Genomic DNA, 18,831 nt, shown 5'->3' with positions numbered 1-18,831 from the left:
GCGTTATTTATCATATTTTTTGCAAAACACATTTCAACCTCGGCGTTGTTATTGGTTGTCATTGCAACTGTCGCTGTTACATAGGGAAGATACCAAATCACTCGTATCAACTCTCGTATCAAGTATAGAATACAGCCGGATACAGAATACGCGGAAATTGCAGCTCCATACCATGGGGCATACTGTGTAGCTGGGTTTTGAAACATTTGATTTCCGGTCGTCTGGCGCGCAGGCTCCTCACCTTACTGCTCACCGCCGTCGACCGCGTAGCGCCAGCGCGCAGGAGGCAAGGTGAAGTGAACAAGGTTCGGCATTACATTCCCACGGTTATCGCCGTGATCATTCTCATAGCGGTCTGGGAGGCGTGGTGCCGTCTGGGCAACGTCTCCCCCGTGATGATCTCGTCGCCGAGTGACATCGTGGAGGCGACCATCGACACCTGGCCGACGCTGTGGCCCGCGACCACGGTCACGCTATACGAGGGCGTGGTCGGCTTTCTGCTGGCCGTGCTGCTCGGCGTGATGATCGGCATCGGATTCCACTGCTCGCGCATTCTCAACGCCGCGCTGTTCCCGCTGCTGGCGGCCGCGCAGACCATGCCGCTGATCACCATTGCGCCGCTGTTCATCATCTGGTTCGGATTCGAGACGTCGGGCAAGATCGTGATCGTGGCCGTGTTCGGCCTGTTCCCGATCGCCGTGCAGACCGTGCGCGGACTCGATTCGGTGCCGCAGTTCTACTCCGACGTGGCGCTCACCTGCGGCGCCACGCCCACATGGACGCTGTGGCATGTGAAACTGCGCGTGGCGGCACGACAGATCTACGGCGGCGTCCGCATTTCCGCCGCATACATCTTCGCCACGGCGGCCACGGCCGAATATCTGGGCGCGCGCAAGGGCCTCGGCATCTGGCTGCAGGCGGCGTACAACTCGTTCCGCACACCGTTGATCTTCTCCGCCACGTTCGTGATCGTGGCGCTGACCGCCGTGCTCCTGATCGTCGTGAATCTCAGCGAGCGCATACTGCTCGGACCGGCCAGCGACGACGAGAATCCCGACGCCGAGGAATAGGGAATAGACAGCGGGCAATAATCTGTCGATTCCGTCTACATTTTCACCACATAGTGTGGGAGAATGAAGACGGATCAACGAATGTGCACGGTCACGGCGCCGCCGACGATCATCCTTTCGCACGACGACGTTACGGTACGACGCGCACGTAGAGAAGGGATATCTATGACCGATCCGAACAACAACGGGTACACCCCCAACGGCAGCAACCCGTACGGTCAGACTTCAAACTCCGGCCAGAATTATGGCCAAAACTACGGGCAGAACGGACAGAACTACGGGCAGACGGGCAATGGAGCCAACCCGTACGGCCAGCAGCCGGGATATGGCCAGCCCGCCGGCAGCCCGTACACGCAGAGCAACCCGTACGGCCAGTCCAGCGGAACCTCGTCCAACCCGTATGGTCAGAGCCAGCCGGCAGGGAACCCCTACGGTCAGCCCGCCGGATCGTCGAACCCGTACGCCCAGCCGGCGCAGCCGAGCTCGAACCCGTACGGTCAGACCACGAACTCGAACCCGTACGCCCAGCAGCCGGGACAGCCTGCCGCAGGATACGGCCAGCAGCCGCCGGTGGCACCGGCCGCACCCGCCGCACAGTACAGCGGTCAGGCCTCCTACAGCACCGCCGGCGAGCCGCCGCTGTGGGCACCGTGGTACGGCATCTCGTTCCCGAACGCGATCGTGCGCTTCTTCAAGAAGTACGCGGTCTTCCATGGCCGCGCCTCCCGCAGCGAGTACTGGTGGTGGTTCCTGTTCACCGTCATCATCAGCTCTGTGTTCAGTGTGCTGAACACGGCCACGGACGGTAGCTCGATCATCTCCGGTCTGGAGGGAATCTGGAACCTTGCGATTCTCGTTCCCGGCATTGCGTTGGCCATTCGTCGTCTGCACGATACGAACCGTAGCGGCTGGTGGGTCCTGCTGCCGTACGGTCTGGCTGTGGTTGGACTCATCGTCATCTTCATCGGTGGCGGCGCGGCCATTCTCACCGCCACTGGCAACGGCGGCGTCGGTGGCGGCGTGGGCAGCGTCGGTCTGTTCATCGTCGGACTCCTGCTCTGCTTGGCAGGCGGCATCGCCAGCATCGTGCTGTATGTGGGCCAGAGCGACCCGCAGGGTGCGCGATTCGATCAGCCGAACGCGTGACGGCGGCCACATCAGCGTCATTCGTCATCATCGGGCTGACGTGACAGTCTGAGCAGACGGGAACACGCCGATACACGCACGGCACACGCACTGAGGGGCGTGAATGAATCATCCATGTGGATGGATTCGTTCACGCCCCTCAGTCTGTTCAGGTCGCTACACCCAAGCCGCCGACCGTCTCTCGCCAAGCCATTCCCGGCTACCCGACTACCCGGCTACATGCCCGGTTACGGCTCCACGGTCTCCTTGCTGGGATCGTCCTTGATGTGGGCGAACTTCGCGGCGAGCGCGGCCTTGCTCTTGGCCTCGTCCTCCTCGCGCGCCTTCTTCTTGGCCTCGGCCGGATCCCACAGCACGTCTTCGCGATGCTTGCGCCATTCGGCTTCGGCCGGACCGGCGAGCACGTCGATGAACTTCGCGGCGCCGTCGTTGTCCGGACCGGCGATGGCGATCTCACGCAGCTGCTTCACGGTGTCCAGATCGAGGAACACGCGCGGCACGCCCAGCCATTCGTCGAACTCGTTGAAGTACAGCACGGCGGGCAGGGTCGCCTTGAGCGCGGAGCTCTCGTCAGCGGTCTCGCCGGTGAGCGCGAGCACGTCCGCGAACGCGGCGGCACCCAGCGCGTAACGACCGGGCAGATCGGCGACGTCCAGCGCCTTGCCGGCGTCGGCAGCGGCGACGATGATCTCGCGCGCGGCGGCCACGGTGGCGTCATCCCACACGTCGCCGAGCTGGGACGCGGATTCCACGATACGCTCAACGTCGCAGTCCTCGGAGAAGTCGACGGACGTGTCGTACGCGTCGTTGGCGTTCAGCAGCGCGTCGACCAGGCTCTGCGGACGGCCGGGGATCTCGTCGGCACCCTCGTACACGTATTCGGCGTCGGGCATGGTCACGTCATCGCCGGTAAGCGCGATGGCGAACTGGCGGGTGATACGGACCTGGAAGGTTTCGGCGTATTTCACGTCGTTGTCGATCTGCACATGATCGTGCAGAGGCCACAGATCAGTCAGTTCCTTGCCGACTTCGATGGCAGCAGTGGTGGCCGGCAGCTGCTTCAGTGCGGCCACGGAAGAAATCCATGCAGTAGTGCTCATATCTTCAGTATGGTCGTGCTGACGGAGAAAACGGGACGTTTTCGTCAAGTTGGCTCACGTTCAGCCGGTTTTCGTGACCAAGATCACGTTGACGATCACATCACTGCACGCCGGCGGCCGGGTCGGCGTATGCGATGGCGAGCAGTTCGCGCGTATCCGAATCGAAGGTGAACGACGTGACCGACGCGAGCGCGGTGTGACGCTTCCACATCCAGTGCTCGGCGTTGCCGGTTTCCATGAGGTGGCGGAACGAGTAGATCGGCGATTCATGGCTGACCACGATCACCTGTTCGCCCGGATATTCGTCCACCTTCTCGTACACGAAGTCGCTCATGCGCTGGCCGATGTGCTCGTAGGTCTCGCCCCACGACGGCTTGTGCAGGTTGCGGATCAGACGCAGGTTCTCCGGACGCCACAGCGCACCGTCGCCGTGGCCAATGCGCTTGCCGCGGAATTCGTTGCCGGCCTCGATCACGCGCTCGTCGGTGGAGAGTTCGAGTGGCTGTTCGCCTCGTTCCTCGCGTACGGAGTTGAGCGCCTTGAGGATCTCGCCGGCGGTTTCCCGCGTGCGGTCGAGCGGCGACGAGTAGATGGCCGCCGCATGGTTGAGTCCGGAATGGGCGGCGATGTATCGGGCCGTGGCCTGGGCCATGCGCACGCCGCGCGTGGACAGGTGGAAGTCGGGAAGGCGTTCGTACAGCACGTGGTTCGGGTTGAACACCTCGCCGTGACGGACCAGATGGATGGTGGTTGCGGGCATCGTCGATGAAGCTCCTTTTGTTCGGTTCTGCGTTCGGTTCGCGGTTTCGGATCCGTTCGTCACATGTCTGCCGACCTTGACCGAAGCGGATCGTTGGCCGAAGCGGATCGTACGGGACGGACTGTTGGACTGTCCAGTTCGGATCATCCGAAACGGGCTGTCGTGGCGAACGCCATTATTGCTGGCATCCAGTCTACCCGCGTGGGAATCGGGCGGGAGACGGAAGGAAAATCGGGAGGCGAACCTCACGGGATCACAGGACAGTCGTACCGGGAACCAGACATGGAACCGCCGCGGAGACGGCGGGAATGTCACGCAAAATTCATGTGGTTTCCGGACGAATGCTGCGTGTCGAGGTCCGGGAAGGGTATAGGCTAGTCCAAGTTTGCAAGCACTAACCAAACGGTTAGTACACAGACGGCCGGGCCAACGGCAGTGCGCAAACAGCCGTAACCACCGGCTGTGCGCATATAGGCGCGACGCAGACGAGACGAAACGAATGCGCCGGCAGAACCAGCACAACAATAATCGAAATCATCCACACACCTGTCACGGGTGGCGGGGACCACGGCCGAAGCGGACCGCGCCCCGGCCGACGCATCGAAGCGGCAGCCACCACGAGCAACCAAAGGAGGAGAAGCGAAGCATGTCATCATTCATCCAAGCGATCAAAGACGTCAACCATCGTGTATTCGGCGGCTATGCTGAGCTCCTTCGCATGCCGCACTCCGCGCGATACGCCATCGGCTCGGTCATCGCCTGCATGCCGTTCCCCATGGTCGGCATGACCATCACCATCTCCGTGCAGACCTACTACGGCAGCTACGGACTTGCCGGCGCGCTCACCGCCGTGCAGGCCATCGCGCTCGCGATTCTCACGCCGCTGCTCGGCAAGCTCACCGACAAGTTCGGCCAGCGGCAGATCTCCATCCCCACGATCATCCTGTGGATGATCTCGGCCATTGCGCTCGTCACGTGCATCACGCATCGCGTACCCGAATGGATCCTGTACTGCATCACGCCGTTCCTCGCGTGCATCCCACCGTGGGGTGCCATGAGCCGCGCCCGCTGGACGCATCAGCTCAAAGGGGATAGCGAGAAGATCAATCGCGCGTTGTCGCTGTCCGGCGTGTTCGACGAATGCATGTGGGTGATCGGCAACCCGCTCGCCTCCATTCTCGCCGTGATCTCCGGCGTGCTCGCGTTCTCGTTCACCGGCGTGTGCGTGCTGGTCGGCGCGCTCATGTTCCTCACCGAGCTGTCCACCGAGCCGCCGTCGCAGACGCAGCTGGCGCGCGCAGCCGGGCTCACACGTAAGGAGTATCGCGCCCGGGAGGCGGCACGCGCGGTGGCCATTCAGGGCGGCGACTCGGACAAGGCCAAGGATTCGATCTGGGGACCGGGTCTGATCGCCGTATGCGTCACCTGGTTCGGTCTCGGCGCGTTCCAGAGCGCCACCGCCATCTCGATCATCGCGTTCGCCAAGGAGCAGGACATGGCCCAGTTCACGGGATTCGTGTTCGCATGCTTCTCGTTCAGCTCGCTGTGCGGCGCAGTGGTGTATGGTGCGAAGAACTGGACGATCCCGCTGTGGAAGCGCTTCTACTTCTGCCTCGCGGTGGTGAACATCGGCATCAGCTGCTTCGTGTTTGCCAACCATCTGTGGGTGATCATGATCATCTACCTGCTGTGCGGCGTGTGTCAGGCACCCACGTGGATCAACGGCAATCAGATCATGTTGCATCTGGTGCCGCCGTCGCGCTTCACCGAAGGCGTGGCCTGGATGGGCGCCATGAACTCGATCGGCGCTTCGTTCGGTTCCGCGGTAGCCGGTCAGTTCATCGACCGCTACGGATCGCACGGCGGATTCATGACGGTGACCGTGCTGGCGCTGGCGTCACTGGTGATCGCGTTCGTGGGCTTCAAGCAGATCAAGTCGAGCACCGAAACGCCGATCCTCGCCGAAGTGCACGTGTGATCGGTGCTTATTCGACGCATCTCTGAGGCGAAGAAGCACGCCATATACGATTCGGTGCCTGTCTGACGCGTGGATGCGTCGGACAGGCACCGAATATGCAGTTAAGGCGCTCAAGCGGCTGTAGACGGAAGTGGCTACTTCCAGCCGAACGGGGCGTGCTTGATCGACCACATGCCGAGGCGGTGCGAGAAACTCTTCTCGCGCTTGGCCTCCAGCTCCTCGGGCGTAAGCTTGTGATCTCCCGAACGCAGACGATTCATCGCGTTGGTATGCGTATCGTCGAGCAGCCACTTACGGATCACGAAGTTCCATACGGCAACCACAACCGTGGCAATCAGCTTGCCGATGTTCGTGTACAGCACGTACCGGCCATGATCCGTATGAATCGCGTCAGCCGGCAGCATGGACGTGGACATCCAGATGATCAGATCGTTGATCAGCAGACCGATCACCGCGGACACGACGAAAATGGTCATCTCCATCCAGCGCGCCATATCTTCGCGATGCTTGAAGACGAACTTCATACTGGCCAAATAGTTGAAAATCAACGAGATGATGAAGGAAATGGTGGCGGCCACCACGTTGGGCATATGAAGGAAGATAACCAGAAGGTTCAGAATGCCCCAGTCGATGACAAAGGCGACGACACCCACGATGCCGAATTTCATAAGCTGTTCAATCAGTTTTCTCACTCGCACTATTTAACTCAAGCGCTCTGACCTCAAGTACGGGGGGCCGCAAACCCCTCCCCGATCTTTACGTTTTGATGCCGGAATCACAGAAGCGATCATTCCGGATCATAAGCGAACGCCCAGCGGGGAGACTACGCTGGAAAATGAACGACCGGTCGGCAGATGGCCGGAGAAAAGGAGCGATCATGCCCGTCATTCACACCCATGTCAGTGTCAACACCAACCGCGAGCAGCGCGAAGCCCTCAAAACCGCGTACGGCAAGGCCATCTCCGCCGTTCCCGGCAAGTCCGAAGGTTGGCTCATGTGCCCGTTCGAAGACAACATGCCGATCTACTTCGGCGGCGAGGACGGCAAGCCCGCCGCCTACGTGGAGGTGAACGTGTTCGGCAGCTCCGTGCCGCGCGAAAGCTGGGAGGAGCTCACCCGTCAGATCGACGCCGCGTTGGAGGATGTCCTCGGCATCGCATCCAACCGTGTGTACATCCGGTACACGGCGACGACGGACTGGGGTTGGTCTGGCCGCAATTTCTGAGGTCGCACCTCTGGGGCGTCTCGCGCTCGTACATCGCGCTCGCGACGGCTACGTACAGTCCACCGGACTGTACGATTCACGCCGTCGGGGGATGGTCTGGCCGTAATTTCTAAGGTTGAACTCCTGGGGCGTCTCGCGCTCAGACATCGCGCTCGCGACGGCGCGAAACGCGAAAAACCTAGCAGCATAACGAAAAGGGGGCTCGCAGGTATGAAACCTGCGAGCCCCCTTGGGCTTAAGCTCGGGTCGGTCGATCGACTGACGCCATTCCTACGCTGGCCGTGCGGCCATTCGCGCGGAATGCAATCAGGCGGCGACCACCTTGATGGTGAAGTTGGCGGCGATCTCCGGGTGGAGCTGGACCGTGGCGGCGAAATCGCCGGTGGTCTTGATGTTCTCCACGGTGATGTCCTTGGCCTCGACGGCGGTGCCCTTGGCGGACAGCTCCTGAGCGACATGCTTGGTGGAGATGGCACCGAATAGCTTACCGGACTCAGAGACCTTGGCGGCGATCTCGATGACGGTGCCTTCGATGGCGTTCTTGGCGGCCACGGCGTCCTCGCGGGTGGCGAGAGCGGCGGCACGACGAGCGCGCTGCATCTGCTCGATCTGAGCGGCGGCACCCTTGCTCCACGCGAAGGCGAGGCCCTGCGGGATCAGGTAGTTGCGAGCGTAGCCCGGCTTCACCTCGACGACATCGCCGGAGTGGCCCAGGTTGCTAACGGTGGTGGTGAGAATAACCTTGGTATCCTTAGCCATTGCGAATCTCCTATCAGCTATCAGCGGCCGGAAGTGGCGTACGGCAGCAGAGCCATCTCGCGGGCGTTCTTGATGGCCTTGGCGAGATCACGCTGCTCCTGGACGGTGACGCCGGTGATACGGCGGGAACGGATCTTGCCGCGATCGGAGATGAACTTGCGCAGCAGAGCCACGTCCTTGTAATCGATCTCGGTAACCTTGGCAGCCTTCAGCGGATTCGGCTTCTTCTTGAACGGCTTCACCGGCGGCTGCGGCCTCTTGCGTGACATATGCACTCCTTACAAATTACGACTGATGTCTTTGACTGGTTGTCTGACTGAGTCAGACCATGTGTCTGGTGTTCGTCATGTCTGTTCGTCGCCGACAACCATGGCCCCTGCCATGCCTCGGAACGACGACGAAATGACGATGGTAAGCGTTAGAACTCCGGCTCGTCGTCTCCGCCACCGAAGTCGTTGGTGGCACCAAACGAACCATACGAATCCGAGGCGTCGGCACCGCTCGACCACGGATCGGCCGCGGGGGCCGGCGCGGACTGCGGAGCTGCGGGAGCGGCCTGAGCGGCACCGCCGCCCTGATAGCCTCCCGAGTATCCTCCGGAGTACCCGCCCTGGTAGCCTCCCTGCGAGGAAGCCGCGTTGTTGCGCGGAGCACCGGCGAATCCGCCACCTTGGCCTGCGCCCTGGTAGCCGCCGTTGCCTCCGTTGTTGTTGCGGGTCACCTGTGCGGTATTGCGCGACAGTGCGGGACCGATCTCATCCACGCGGAGCTCCACCACGGTACGGCTGCTGCCGTCGTTCGCGGTGTAGGAACGCTGGGTCAGACGGCCCTGCGCGATCACGCGCATGCCCTTGGCCAGCGACGCCTGAATGTTGGAAGCGATCGGGTTGTAGTTCGAATCCCATGCCGAGCAGCGGAGGAACAGCGCTTCGCCGTCCTCCCACTGACCCGACTGCCTGTTGTAGGTACGGGGGGTGGAGGCGATGGTGAAGTTCGCCACCGTGGCACCACTCGGGATGGTACGCAGTTCAGGATCGGCCGTGAGGTTGCCCACGACCGTGATGACGGTATCTCCTGCCATGATTCTGCCTTCCTGTCCGCCGCACCTCGGCTTCGGTCATGCGACCGTTGAGTTCGGGTTCGGCCGGGAATCGTACTGTGTCGTTCTAAGCTCTAGGTGTTCTAGACGTGGTAGACGGGGAAGTGATTTTCGGGTCAGGCCCGAAGGATCACTTGGCGTCCTTACGAAGAATCTTCGTACGGATGATGGACTCGTTGAGGTTGAGCAGACGGTCGAGCTCGGCGCTGGTGGCCGGTTCGGCGGTGTACTCGATGACAGCGTAGTTGCCTTCGGTCTTGCCGGCGATCTCGTAAGCCAGCTTGCGACGGCCCCAGTAATCGGTGCTGTCGATGGTGCCCTTCTCATCGGTGACAACCGTGAGGAACTGCTCGGTGAGCTTCTTCAGTGCTCGTTCATCCAGCTCGGGATCGGCAATGAGCATCAGTTCATACTTGTGCGCAGACATCACCCACCTCCTTCGGACTAAAGGCCATGGACGGTCCATGGCAGGAGTGTGTAAGCGCGTGCCCAAAATGGGCAACTCTCGTAATCTACACTCCCCCACGGACTTCGGCCAATAGACGTTCGACATACGGCCAGGAAACCGACAGGCGGCCGCAAATCGACCAAAAAAGACGACCAAGGCTGTAATCTTCCTTACATTTTCAGCAGATTCCCAGCCGGATCGGTTTATCTGGATATCAGTCGTTATTTCAACAGATCATGCAGAAATGTCGTTCTAACGTGACAGAGCGGCCACGAACGATGCCGATCTGCGTGGAATGATCGCAACCAAACCAGAATCACAACAGAATCCACAACACGACCACAACGGAAGTTGTGCGATGCACGCGCGACGCGGCTTGTCATTCGCAGTCACGCCACGCACAAACGAACATGGATAACGGACAAGAAGGGGGACATCATGGTATTCGGATTTCTTAAGGATGCACTGTCGAACGGCGCCGGCGATCTGCTCGGGCAGGTGGCCGAGAACACGGGACTGTCGGACGTGGTGGGATCGGTGCTGGGCGACGGCACCGCCGCGGCACAGGATGCTGCGGGAGCCGTGACCGGAGCGGCCGGCGATCTGGGTGCCTACGGACAGGACGCCGTTGACGGGCTGACGGGCGCTGCCGGCGATCTGGGTACGGTCGCACAGGACGCCACGGCCGGGTTCGCCGACGTCGCAGGTGCCGGCCTGGCCGATGCCGGCGCCGGTCTGGCAGATGCCGGTGCCGGCGTTGCCGATGCAGGACAGGCCGCATTGGGCGATCTGGCCGGCTCCGGACTGGGCGATGCCGCGCAGGGTGCCTGGGAGAGCGTGACCAGCGGCAACTTCAGCGGCGCGCTTGACGGCCTGGCTGCAGCCGGCAGCGATCTGGGCGGTACGCTGCAGGGTGCGACGGGCGATCTGGGCGGCACGCTCGGCGACGCCGCGGGCAACCTGTCCGGCGTGGCAGACCAGGCGCAGAGCTCGCTCGGCGACGCAGCCAGCTCGCTGTTCGGCCGCTTCTTCGGCTAAGCACCCGGACTGATCACCTAACTGGGCAACCACCCAACTGGGAAACCACCCGATCGCGCAACCACCCGATCGCGTAATTCCCGCCAGCCACGCCTCGCACCCATCTCACACCGTGACGGTGATGCGGCTGGCGGAGTCCTCGTTGATGCGGGTCACGCTGATCCGCTCGGCGATCTGATCCTTGAGCTGCCCGACGTGCGAGATCACGCCGATGTCACGATGCCGACTCATCCGTCGCAGCACGTCGAGCACATCGTCGAGATACTCCTCGGACAGCGTGCCGAAGCCCTCGTCGATGAACAACGTGTCCATCGAAATGCCGCCGTTCTCGGCCTGAATGATGTCGGCGAGCGCCAACGCAAGCGCGAGCGACACGAAGAACGTTTCGCCGCCGGACAGTGTGGTCGCTTCGCAGGTGAGATCACTGCGACGGTCGAACACCTCGATCGGCAGACCGGTTTTGGAGGTGCGTCCCTCGTGCGCGCCAAGTCGCAGTTCGTATACACCGCCTTTGATGTCGCCGAGGATCTCGTTGGCGCGGGCGAGCACGTCGCGGAAGCGTTCGGTGACGGCGTAGGTGACGAGGGAGAGGCCTTCGTTTGCGGTGCCGGTCGCGAGCGATCCTGCACGCCCGCCGGCGAGCAGGGCCATGTCGCGGATGGGCGCGAATCGGGTTGACGAGTCGGACCATGTGCGGACCGCCGTTCGCAGTGTTTCCGCGGTTCGCATACGTTCCGCGTCGAGTGTCTTGACCTGTTCCTCCGTGCGGATGGCAGCGTCGCGTTCGGATTCGGCCTGGCGTACGGATGATTCGAGAGTGCGGATGATCGCGTGCAGATGATCGGTATCGGGAAGCAATTCGAGACCGTCTGGCGTGGGCGTGAATGTGGACGAGGACGTTGTTCCCACGCCTGCTGGCTCCTCGATCGATACTTCAGTCGGCATTTCCACAGTCGGCACTTCCACGCCCGATGCTCCCAACGTCAGCCGCACGATGTCCGACTCCAGCAGCGCTTGCAACGCGGTCAGTGTGCGTTGCAGTTCGGATTGGGTCGCGTGATCGTCACGATCGAATCGTTCGACCGCGGACTGCAATCGTTGTGTTTCCTTGGCGTCGAGTTCGGCGTTCAGAGCCGCTTCGACGGTTTCGAATCCGCTGTGTGACAACGCCTGATCGCGGGTCTCCTGTATTGCGGCAAGCTGTCGGTCGATCTCCTGCAGTGCGGCCGCGACCTCGCCGATCCGCTGTTCCAATGCGGTCCGCTGCGCGATATCCCGGTCGATGCGCGCGACTTCACGAGACGCACGATCGCACACGGCGATGGCGTCGTTCGCGGCTCGTTCGTCGTCGGATGCGCGGGTTTCGACGGCGTCGATGCGTGCGGCGAGCGCGGCCAGTTCATCAGCGGAATCCTTGGAATCAGTGGAATCGCTGGCATCACTGACGGGATCAATCGCGTCATCCGAATCGACGACGGATTTGGGCAGGCCAACGGACGCCACGCACGATTCCACGGCGGCACGCACCAACTCCAGCGCACCGGACGCTTCGGCCTGGGCCACGTCCAACCGGCGAACGCAGTCGTCGACCTGTTTGACGGCATCGTGCAACGCCTGCAGCTGCGCGTTCAGCTGGTCCCGCGTCTTGCCAAGTGCGCGTACTTCGTCCAATTCCTTGCGCACCTGAGCCACCGCAGCCTCGGCATCCTCGACGCTCAGCCCTTGGGACTGCTCGGTTTCCGAGGCGATGCGCGCCTTGCACAGGTCGACGGCGGCATTGGCTGCGATCACCTGCTGCGCGGCCTGACGGGCGGACTGATCGAGCGCGTTCAGACGGTTCTCGTCGGGAGCGGCGACCACATTGTCAGTGGCATCATCCGGCAGAGCAACGGCATCCGATGGTGTGGCGGCCGGATGCGGATGTTCCACGCTGCCGCACACCGGGCACGGGCACCCGTCGACGAGTTCCCCGGCCAGCCGCGCGGCCCCCGCGGCGAAAAACGCACGCCGAGCCTGCTCGTACTCGTCGTCCGCATGCCGCTGGTTCCGCAACGCCTGGTCGACAGCGGCTTGCAGTTGTTCCAGAGACGATTCCTCGGCCTGTCGTTTGCGCGCGTGATCGAGCACGGTTCGCGCAGCCTGCAAGCGGTCCTGCAGACCGGGCCGCGCCGCTTCATGACGGATTACATCCTCCAGTTGTTGCCGCAGATCCGACTCGCTATGCTCTCGTTCCAACGCAGACAATGCGTCACGGGCCGCATCCGTCGCCGCGGCCTGCGATCGCGCCTGACTATCGGCACGCTCGGCCTTCTTCCACGAGGCACGGGCCGAAGCGGCACGGGATTCCAACTCCTGCGCGGCGCGCAACGCGGCTTCGGCGGCGGGTCGTCCGGCGGCCACGGCATTTGCCTTGTCACGCGATGCGGTCAACGCCTCCGCGGACTCGCATGCGGCCAATTCCTCGTTGGTGGCACGCAATGCGGCATCGGTCCGCGCACGACGATTCTGCACAGCCTCGCATTCGCGCTGCGCACGCGCCACGGGCTCCGCCGCCGCGGATTTCTGCAATCGTTCACGGATGTCGTCGACGTCGGGCCGACGCTGTTCCAGTTCGTCACGTTGACCGATCGCGGTCCGATACGCCGTGTCAGCTGCCGACAGCTGTCGCATGGCGTCGAGTTTTCGCTGCTCGTCGTCGAGTCGCGTGGACGATGCCGTTAATGCGTCGTGGCTGTGGGCGAGCAAATGCGCCGCCGCGGTTTCGGCAGCGGCCAAATGGTCGTCGAGCGCGGCTGCGATGTCCGACGGGCTCAGGGCCGGTTCGGCCAGATCCCCGCGCTCGTCCAGGCACCAGTTCGCCTTGATAACGGAAAGGGGGTCGGGGTTGTCCTTCACAACCTCGGGTGCATTGACATCGTTGACATCCCAGGCATCCTCACCGGCATCGCGTTCATCATCATGACCATCGGCGGTTTTATCAATCGAATCCGAATCCTGATTCACAACGTTTTGGCCAGCATCACGTATCTCATCACCACGTCGTTCGATCTCTTCAGCGTTGGTGCGCGCATCGCGGACCGCACTCACCACATCACGACGTTGCGCGGCCACCTGATCGGATTGTGTTTTCCGCATCTCATCGAGCGTTTTCTGAATCGACTCGTATACATCCGCCTCGAACAGACTCTTGACCAGCTGCGTACGTTCCTCCGGCTTGCACCGCAGGAAACTGGAGAACTGGCCCTGCGCAAGCATTACGGTCTTGGAGAACTGGTCGCGCGACAAATGCAGCAACCGCAGGATCTCCGTGCCGGTGTCGCGCGCCTGACTCGCTAGGACCTTGGCGTGATCGGCGTCGTCGGCGTACTCGAAATATCGCGTGGCGGTGCCATCAAGCGCAACCTGATCGGAATCATCCACGATCTGATTGGAACTATCGACGTCATGATCACTGCGATCATCCGACCCCCATCCGGCCGGCAGCAGCGCAGCGATCCCGTCATCCACTTGCCACAGCAGGCCCTTGGGATTCACCGCCGTCGTGCCTTCGCCGCGACGCTTGCGACGCTCATAGGCCGGCTCGCGGCGCACACGATAGAACGCGTCGTTGAGCTCAAAGATCAGATCCACATACGACGGCGTCTGCTCGGTGCCGAGGAATCGCGAGCGCAGACGGTCCTTGCTGGCCACGTCCGCCGACACGTCGCCGTACAGCGCGAAGCTGATGCAGTCGAGGATCGTGGATTTGCCGGCTCCGGTCTCGCCTTCGATCAGAAACATACGAGACCGGTTGAGCGCCGCGAAATCGATGGAGTATTCCTTTTCGTACGGGCCAATGCCTTGGAAACGCATGCCGATCAGTCTCATGCGCGGGCTCCTTTCCTGTTCGCTGGCGTAGCGGTTTCGACGGTCGCGGTGTCGGTTGCGACGGGCGCGGGCGCGCCGAGTGTTGTGGCTGCCGTTGACGTAGTCGTATCGGCTTTCTCATCGTCGGTGGCATGTACGCGTTCCACGGCGTCGCGCAGCACGGCGATCTCACCGTCATTCGGCTCGCGGCCCAGCGTGTAGCGAACGAACCCTGTGAGCACGTCGAGTTCGCTGCGAGTCTCGTGGAGATTAGCCATCGCGCGATCCGGTCCGCTGCCATTTGCGGAGTCGGCGGTTCCGGCGGATCGTTGCGTGATCTTGAAGTTCTTTTCCAACGCGTGCTCGTACGCGGCGTCGAGTTTCTGATACATGCCGTGCGGGTAGGTGTCGGATACCACGGTGAGTGACACCCAGTCGTGGCGGTGCGATTCGGCGAGATCGCCGAGCAGTTCCTCGGGCGAGCCGGCAAGTCGGACCAGCGCGGGCTGGGCTGATTCCACGGGGATTGTGCGTAGGGACGGACGGACTGGCGTGTCGGACGGTTCCGGCATGTCAACGATCACCACGCTTTTCCCGTTGCCCACGACCGGTGGCGTACATGCTTCGGAGAACGAGTACGCGAGCAGGGATCCCGAATACCGGGCGAGAGGCGGAGCGGAATTTCCGCTCTTGAACATCGAGGTCTTGGCGCGCTGCGGAGCCGTGACAGACCCGATGGACTTGTGCGGCTCAATGGGTACGAGGTCGGCGGGATCGCCGGACTTGGATGCATTGGGGTTCGCGACATGAGCGGCAATCGAAGTCTTCTCATTTTCTGTGTTCGTCGAATCTCGGTCATCATCGAGTCCATCAGGAACGACGGCGCTGCCGGAGGGGATACGCACCTGCTGGGCGCGGTGCAAGTGGCCGAGCGCGAGATAATCCAGACCGCTGTTCGAGAACACCGCGGCCGGCACGCTGTCCACGCCGCCGATGGTGATGTTGCGCTCCGAATCGCTGGGGGCCGCGCCCGAAACGAAGGCATGGGCCATGAGCACCGCGTGGAATGATACGCCTTCGGCTTCTGCCTGCTGCCGGCGACGCTGCAGATCCATGCGGATCAATCGCATTGCGGCGGTCATCACGCCCTCATGCGAGCGCGGGATTCGCAGGCGTGGGGCGACGTCATCCGTTGTCTCCGGGGTATCCCCAGAGTTGCTGCGGATGTCCGCATCCCCGTGATCGACGGGATCGACGGGATCGGTGCGGCGGAAACGCCCGGGGGCATCGTTAGCGTTTCGGTTATCCCCAGAGTTGCGCGGGTTGTCCCCATCCTCTCGTCCCACATGCTCGGCTTTCTCCTTGGGGCGAGTATCCTCCTGAGACACAGCGCAGGAATCCAGCTGGGCGAAATCCTTGGCGTTCTCGTACTCCAGCAGTTTCTCCAGCGCGGGCCGCGCCACGTCCGGGTCCAGGTACGGCAGCGCGTACACGGCCAGTCGATCTTCCCTGCCGTCCGCTCCCCCACGTGTCACGATCACCGGGTCCGCAATCTGCGCGATCTCGCAGCGCAGGTGCAGATTCGGGCGCATCATTCGCGCCCCAAACCCGAGTTTGCGCGCGGAATCATGGTTTCCGGGTGTCACGATCACATCCACCGCCGGGCGTCCCTCATCGTCAATGATCGAGGTCAGACGTGTCAGCGCATCATCCAGAAGATCAACCGACGCGGCGGATGGCATCGGCGAATCGTATACGTCGCCGGACACACACACCACGTCCACATGCTCACGCTGCACGGTGTCGATCAGCCAGTCAAGCGCCCGACGCTGGTATTCGACAAGGTCAACCCCTTTGAAACGCCGGCCGATATGCCAATCCGAAGTATGGAGAATCCTCATACATTTCAGAGTAGCCGCCGGCAAGCAGCCTCGCCAGCGTGAGAACTCGGCATGATGCAAAAGCAACCGCACGACATCCAATCGTGAGATTGTGCAGCGATGCCGCGCGGCGCTCTTTCATCGTACGACAAAAAACGTTGATTTCTACGTAGTTTTTCAAAAATTAACGTAGTTACACGGAGAGTCGTGGGCATCGACATGTAATCGAAGGAATTGGACGCATAGGGCACATCGGCACACGCCAGAACGGCCCGGCCCCTCATTCGAGGGTGCTCCGGCGACACTGATCGCGTCGTCAATGCGGGTCCCATTGATTGGGATTAGGCGCATTCACTGCAACGGGGATATCGGCATCGCAACCTCGCAACACTAGAATCGGAAGCGAATGCAACCCCCGCAAAGGAACTCTTGCCGAAGGAGACCGCAATGACACAGGAATCCGAACTCACCAACGCAACCAACACCGCACGCACCGCCGTGGTGACGGGCGCGTCCAGCGGCATCGGCGCCGCAACGGTCCGCAAGCTCACCGCCGAAGGATGGACGGTGTTCGCGCTCGCCCGCCGCGAAAGCAAGCTCGACGCGCTCGCCTCGGAAACCGGCTGTACGCCGATCGCCACCGACATCACCAACGAGGAATCCACGCAGTCCGCGGTCGACCGAATTCTGGCGGCGGGACCGGTGAAGGCGCTGGTCAACTGCGCGGGCGGCGCGATTGGCAAGGATCCGGTCGCCACGGCGAATCTGGACGATTGGCGTGCCATGTATGAGCTCAATGTGCTCGGGACGCTGCGCATCACGCAGAAGCTGCTGCCCGCGCTTAAGGAGTCGTCTGGCAGCGTGCTGGTGATCTCATCCACTGCGGGCATCGAACCGTATGAGGGCGGAGCCGGCTATTGCGCGTCGAAGTTCGCGGAACGGGTGATGGCTCGCGTGCTGCGTCTTGAGCTGATCGGCGAGCCCGTGCGTGTGATCGATATCGCGCCGGGCATGGTGCACACCGATGAGTTCGCCATCAAGCGCTTCCACGGCGATGAGGCCAAGGCCGCGGCGGTGTATGCGGGTGTGCCCGATCCGCTCACGGCAGAGGACATCGCCGAATGCGTGCGCTGGGCGCTTGAGCAGCCCGACACCGTGGACGTGGACCAGATCGTGGTGCGGCCGCGCGCCGAAGGCTCCTACACCAAGGTCTACCGCCAGCAGTGAGGAGGGCGGCACCGAGCTAGGGCGGCCTGCAATAACTCGTCCGGCGGCGGCCCGGGTCCAGGCTAGGGTCTGGGTTACCGCCGGACGAGTTCGATCCGGACGCCCGCGGATCCTGTTCCTCACACCGGTCGGCGGGCAGGCCTCCGAAAATTCTGTTCGGACATTCAAATCTGTTGCGCATCACACGCCCGATGCCTCGTCCCAAGAACTCATGAACCGCCACGCAGAACACAACATGCCCCCGGTCTCTGGCCCGAATCGGATCAGACCACTCAATGCCCCTGCCCCATTTTCTTTTCCCAGCGAAGCTCTCGCCCCCGGCTCTAATTTCCTCAGCTTTACCTACATACAAGCCCTATGTGCCCTTCGCTAGGCAGATTGAGCCTGCCGCAGACATCTAACCACGCCTCGCTAGGCACTCGGCAAAATACACCATTCACGGCGATGCCCGAAAATCGGGGTGCCCTGGATAGGTTTGAGCATATAGATATCCATGTTTGCTCATGCTCGGATAGGTCTACGTTTGGGAAGACCTAGCGAAGCGGAGTTAGATGTCAGCAGAGAGCCATATCCGCCTTGTATTGTCTCGGGGCATGGTTGACGGGTGTCTCGGGGCATGGTTGACGGGGTGTCCTGGGGCATGCTTTACTGCTGTCCTGGGGCATCGTTGTCGTTCGCCGGTGGCCTGCGGTATTGGTATTCGCGTGTGGTGTCGAGTCTTTGGTCGGCGAGGATCTCGCCGGTGGCGGTGTCGGTGACGGTGACGATGCCGTGGTCGATGGCCAGTTCCACCGTCCTGCCGGCGTTCTCCCTGCCGATGTTGACGATGATGCGGCGCAGCGGAGCGACGCCGCCCTGCTGGGTGACGCATCCGCGTCGGTCGGTCTTGTGCGTGCGGGCCGGGACGGTCACGTCCACGGGCTCGGGCTCCGTGCGTTCGGCGGCCGGGACGGGCCTGCGTCTCGGGGCCGTCACGCGTTCGGCCTCGCGGTGTTCCTCCTCGTCGCGTCTGGCCTGTTCGCGGGCGGCGATCTCGGGGTCGGGGCCGGCCTTGCCCTTGGCCTCGTACGCCTCCTTGGGGGTGCGGCGGCCCAGGGCCCGGTGGGGGCGTTCCTCGTTGTACTCGCGGCGGAACTCGTCGAGCTGGGCGTTGAGCTCGTCGAGACCGCGCGCGAGGTGCCGGGCGGCGAGCCATTGCTTGAGGGTGCGGTGCCAGCGTTCGATCTTGCCCTGGGTCTGGGGATGGTAGGGGCTG

16 protein-coding genes are annotated in these 18,831 nt (G+C 62.4%); 6 read left to right on the top strand and 10 right to left on the bottom strand.

The features are described 5' to 3' along the window. The first annotated feature begins 296 nt into the window (after positions 1–296). Together BTIS_RS01775 and BTIS_RS01770 are read left to right on the top strand one after the other, a co-directional pair. Positions 297–1,070 (top strand): ABC transporter permease, encoded by a 774-nt coding sequence (locus BTIS_RS01775; protein WP_094662107.1) that lies wholly within the window; start codon positions 297–299, stop codon positions 1,068–1,070. Positions 1,071–1,235: 165 nt separating this feature from the next. Beyond that, positions 1,236–2,216 carry a DUF805 domain-containing protein gene (locus tag BTIS_RS01770; RefSeq protein ID WP_158216808.1) on the top strand — a complete coding sequence of 327 codons (981 nt, stop codon included), beginning with the start codon at positions 1,236–1,238 and terminating at the stop codon, positions 2,214–2,216. Between the two features lie 227 nt (positions 2,217–2,443). Here the strand turns inward: BTIS_RS01770 and BTIS_RS01765 are convergent, their stop codons facing one another. Together BTIS_RS01765 and BTIS_RS01760 are read right to left on the bottom strand one after the other, a co-directional pair. After that, complete coding sequence (locus BTIS_RS01765; RefSeq protein WP_094662103.1) at positions 2,444–3,316, bottom strand: hypothetical protein; 873 nt, start codon at positions 3,314–3,316, stop codon at positions 2,444–2,446. A gap of 100 nt (positions 3,317–3,416) precedes the next feature. After that, a complete protein-coding gene (locus BTIS_RS01760; protein ID WP_094662101.1) occupies positions 3,417–4,076 on the bottom strand; it encodes a histidine phosphatase family protein in 660 nt (219 codons plus the stop codon). Between the two features lie 646 nt (positions 4,077–4,722). Here BTIS_RS01760 and BTIS_RS01755 point away from each other — a divergent pair. Further along, complete coding sequence (locus BTIS_RS01755) at positions 4,723–6,054, top strand: MFS transporter (protein ID WP_094662099.1); 1,332 nt, start codon at positions 4,723–4,725, stop codon at positions 6,052–6,054. Positions 6,055–6,188: 134 nt separating this feature from the next. On the opposite strand, the gene BTIS_RS01750 is transcribed toward BTIS_RS01755, so the two are convergent. Beyond that, positions 6,189–6,746 (bottom strand): GtrA family protein, encoded by a 558-nt coding sequence (locus BTIS_RS01750; RefSeq protein ID WP_094662097.1) that lies wholly within the window; start codon positions 6,744–6,746, stop codon positions 6,189–6,191. Positions 6,747–6,931: 185 nt separating this feature from the next. Here BTIS_RS01750 and BTIS_RS01745 point away from each other — a divergent pair, with 185 nt between their 5' ends. Next, positions 6,932–7,279, top strand: a complete 348-nt coding sequence (locus tag BTIS_RS01745) for a tautomerase family protein (protein WP_094662095.1) — start codon at positions 6,932–6,934, stop codon at positions 7,277–7,279. A gap of 306 nt (positions 7,280–7,585) precedes the next feature. On the opposite strand, the gene rplI is transcribed toward BTIS_RS01745, so the two are convergent. From rplI to rpsF, 4 genes are all read right to left on the bottom strand, one after another. Beyond that, positions 7,586–8,038, bottom strand: a complete 453-nt coding sequence (gene rplI / locus BTIS_RS01740) for a 50S ribosomal protein L9 (protein WP_094662093.1) — start codon at positions 8,036–8,038, stop codon at positions 7,586–7,588. A gap of 20 nt (positions 8,039–8,058) precedes the next feature. Continuing rightward, positions 8,059–8,307 carry a 30S ribosomal protein S18 gene (rpsR, locus tag BTIS_RS01735; RefSeq protein ID WP_043167349.1) on the bottom strand — a complete coding sequence of 83 codons (249 nt, stop codon included), beginning with the start codon at positions 8,305–8,307 and terminating at the stop codon, positions 8,059–8,061. A gap of 149 nt (positions 8,308–8,456) precedes the next feature. Further along, positions 8,457–9,119 (bottom strand): single-stranded DNA-binding protein, encoded by a 663-nt coding sequence (locus BTIS_RS01730; protein ID WP_094662091.1) that lies wholly within the window; start codon positions 9,117–9,119, stop codon positions 8,457–8,459. A 148-nt stretch (positions 9,120–9,267) separates the two neighbouring features. Beyond that, the gene (gene rpsF / locus BTIS_RS01725) at positions 9,268–9,564 is read right to left on the bottom strand and encodes a 30S ribosomal protein S6 (protein ID WP_094662089.1); all 297 of its coding nucleotides are present in this window, start codon (positions 9,562–9,564) and stop codon (positions 9,268–9,270) included. A 459-nt stretch (positions 9,565–10,023) separates the two neighbouring features. Here rpsF and BTIS_RS01720 point away from each other — a divergent pair, with 459 nt between their 5' ends. Next, on the top strand, positions 10,024–10,623 hold the full coding sequence (locus BTIS_RS01720; RefSeq protein ID WP_094662087.1) for a hypothetical protein: 600 nt from the start codon (positions 10,024–10,026) through the stop codon (positions 10,621–10,623). Positions 10,624–10,728: 105 nt separating this feature from the next. Here the strand turns inward: BTIS_RS01720 and BTIS_RS01715 are convergent, their stop codons facing one another. Next, positions 10,729–14,490, bottom strand: a complete 3,762-nt coding sequence (locus BTIS_RS01715) for an AAA family ATPase (RefSeq protein ID WP_094662085.1) — start codon at positions 14,488–14,490, stop codon at positions 10,729–10,731. After that, positions 14,487–16,370, bottom strand: a complete 1,884-nt coding sequence (locus tag BTIS_RS11630) for an exonuclease SbcCD subunit D (protein ID WP_143248836.1) — start codon at positions 16,368–16,370, stop codon at positions 14,487–14,489. Before BTIS_RS11630 ends, BTIS_RS01715 begins: the two co-directional genes overlap by 4 nt. Before the next feature lie 426 nt (positions 16,371–16,796). On the opposite strand from BTIS_RS11630, the gene BTIS_RS01700 reads away from it, so the two are divergent. Beyond that, positions 16,797–17,576, top strand: a complete 780-nt coding sequence (locus tag BTIS_RS01700; protein WP_094662083.1) for an SDR family oxidoreductase — start codon at positions 16,797–16,799, stop codon at positions 17,574–17,576. Positions 17,577–18,221: 645 nt separating this feature from the next. Here BTIS_RS01700 and BTIS_RS01695 read toward each other — a convergent pair. After that, positions 18,222–18,831 (bottom strand): integrase core domain-containing protein (locus BTIS_RS01695; RefSeq protein ID WP_143248835.1); only part of this gene is annotated, 610 nt, incomplete at its 5' end.

Source organism: Bifidobacterium tissieri, assembly GCF_002259645.1.
Classification (GTDB): Bacteria; Actinomycetota; Actinomycetes; order Actinomycetales; family Bifidobacteriaceae; genus Galliscardovia; species Galliscardovia tissieri.
The sequence above is the reverse complement of the archived record's forward strand: the minus strand, read 5'-3'. Positions and strand labels throughout refer to the sequence as shown.

What these genes read in the sequence shown, in the direction of transcription:
- BTIS_RS01720 (WP_094662087.1), top strand. Translation starts at nt 10,024, where the DNA reads ATGGTATTCGGATTTCTTAAGGATGCACTGTCGAACGGCGCCGGCGAT.
- rplI (WP_094662093.1), bottom strand. Translation starts at nt 8,038, where the DNA reads ATGGCTAAGGATACCAAGGTTATTCTCACCACCACCGTTAGCAACCTG.
- BTIS_RS01755 (WP_094662099.1), top strand. Translation starts at nt 4,723, where the DNA reads ATGTCATCATTCATCCAAGCGATCAAAGACGTCAACCATCGTGTATTC.
- BTIS_RS01745 (WP_094662095.1), top strand. Translation starts at nt 6,932, where the DNA reads ATGCCCGTCATTCACACCCATGTCAGTGTCAACACCAACCGCGAGCAG.
- rpsR (WP_043167349.1), bottom strand. Translation starts at nt 8,307, where the DNA reads ATGTCACGCAAGAGGCCGCAGCCGCCGGTGAAGCCGTTCAAGAAGAAG.
- BTIS_RS01765 (WP_094662103.1), bottom strand. Translation starts at nt 3,316, where the DNA reads ATGAGCACTACTGCATGGATTTCTTCCGTGGCCGCACTGAAGCAGCTG.
- BTIS_RS01715 (WP_094662085.1), bottom strand. Translation starts at nt 14,490, where the DNA reads ATGAGACTGATCGGCATGCGTTTCCAAGGCATTGGCCCGTACGAAAAG.
- BTIS_RS01700 (WP_094662083.1), top strand. Translation starts at nt 16,797, where the DNA reads ATGACACAGGAATCCGAACTCACCAACGCAACCAACACCGCACGCACC.
- BTIS_RS01760 (WP_094662101.1), bottom strand. Translation starts at nt 4,076, where the DNA reads ATGCCCGCAACCACCATCCATCTGGTCCGTCACGGCGAGGTGTTCAAC.
- BTIS_RS01730 (WP_094662091.1), bottom strand. Translation starts at nt 9,119, where the DNA reads ATGGCAGGAGATACCGTCATCACGGTCGTGGGCAACCTCACGGCCGAT.
- BTIS_RS01770 (WP_158216808.1), top strand. Translation starts at nt 1,236, where the DNA reads ATGACCGATCCGAACAACAACGGGTACACCCCCAACGGCAGCAACCCG.
- rpsF (WP_094662089.1), bottom strand. Translation starts at nt 9,564, where the DNA reads ATGTCTGCGCACAAGTATGAACTGATGCTCATTGCCGATCCCGAGCTG.
- BTIS_RS11630 (WP_143248836.1), bottom strand. Translation starts at nt 16,370, where the DNA reads ATGAGGATTCTCCATACTTCGGATTGGCATATCGGCCGGCGTTTCAAA.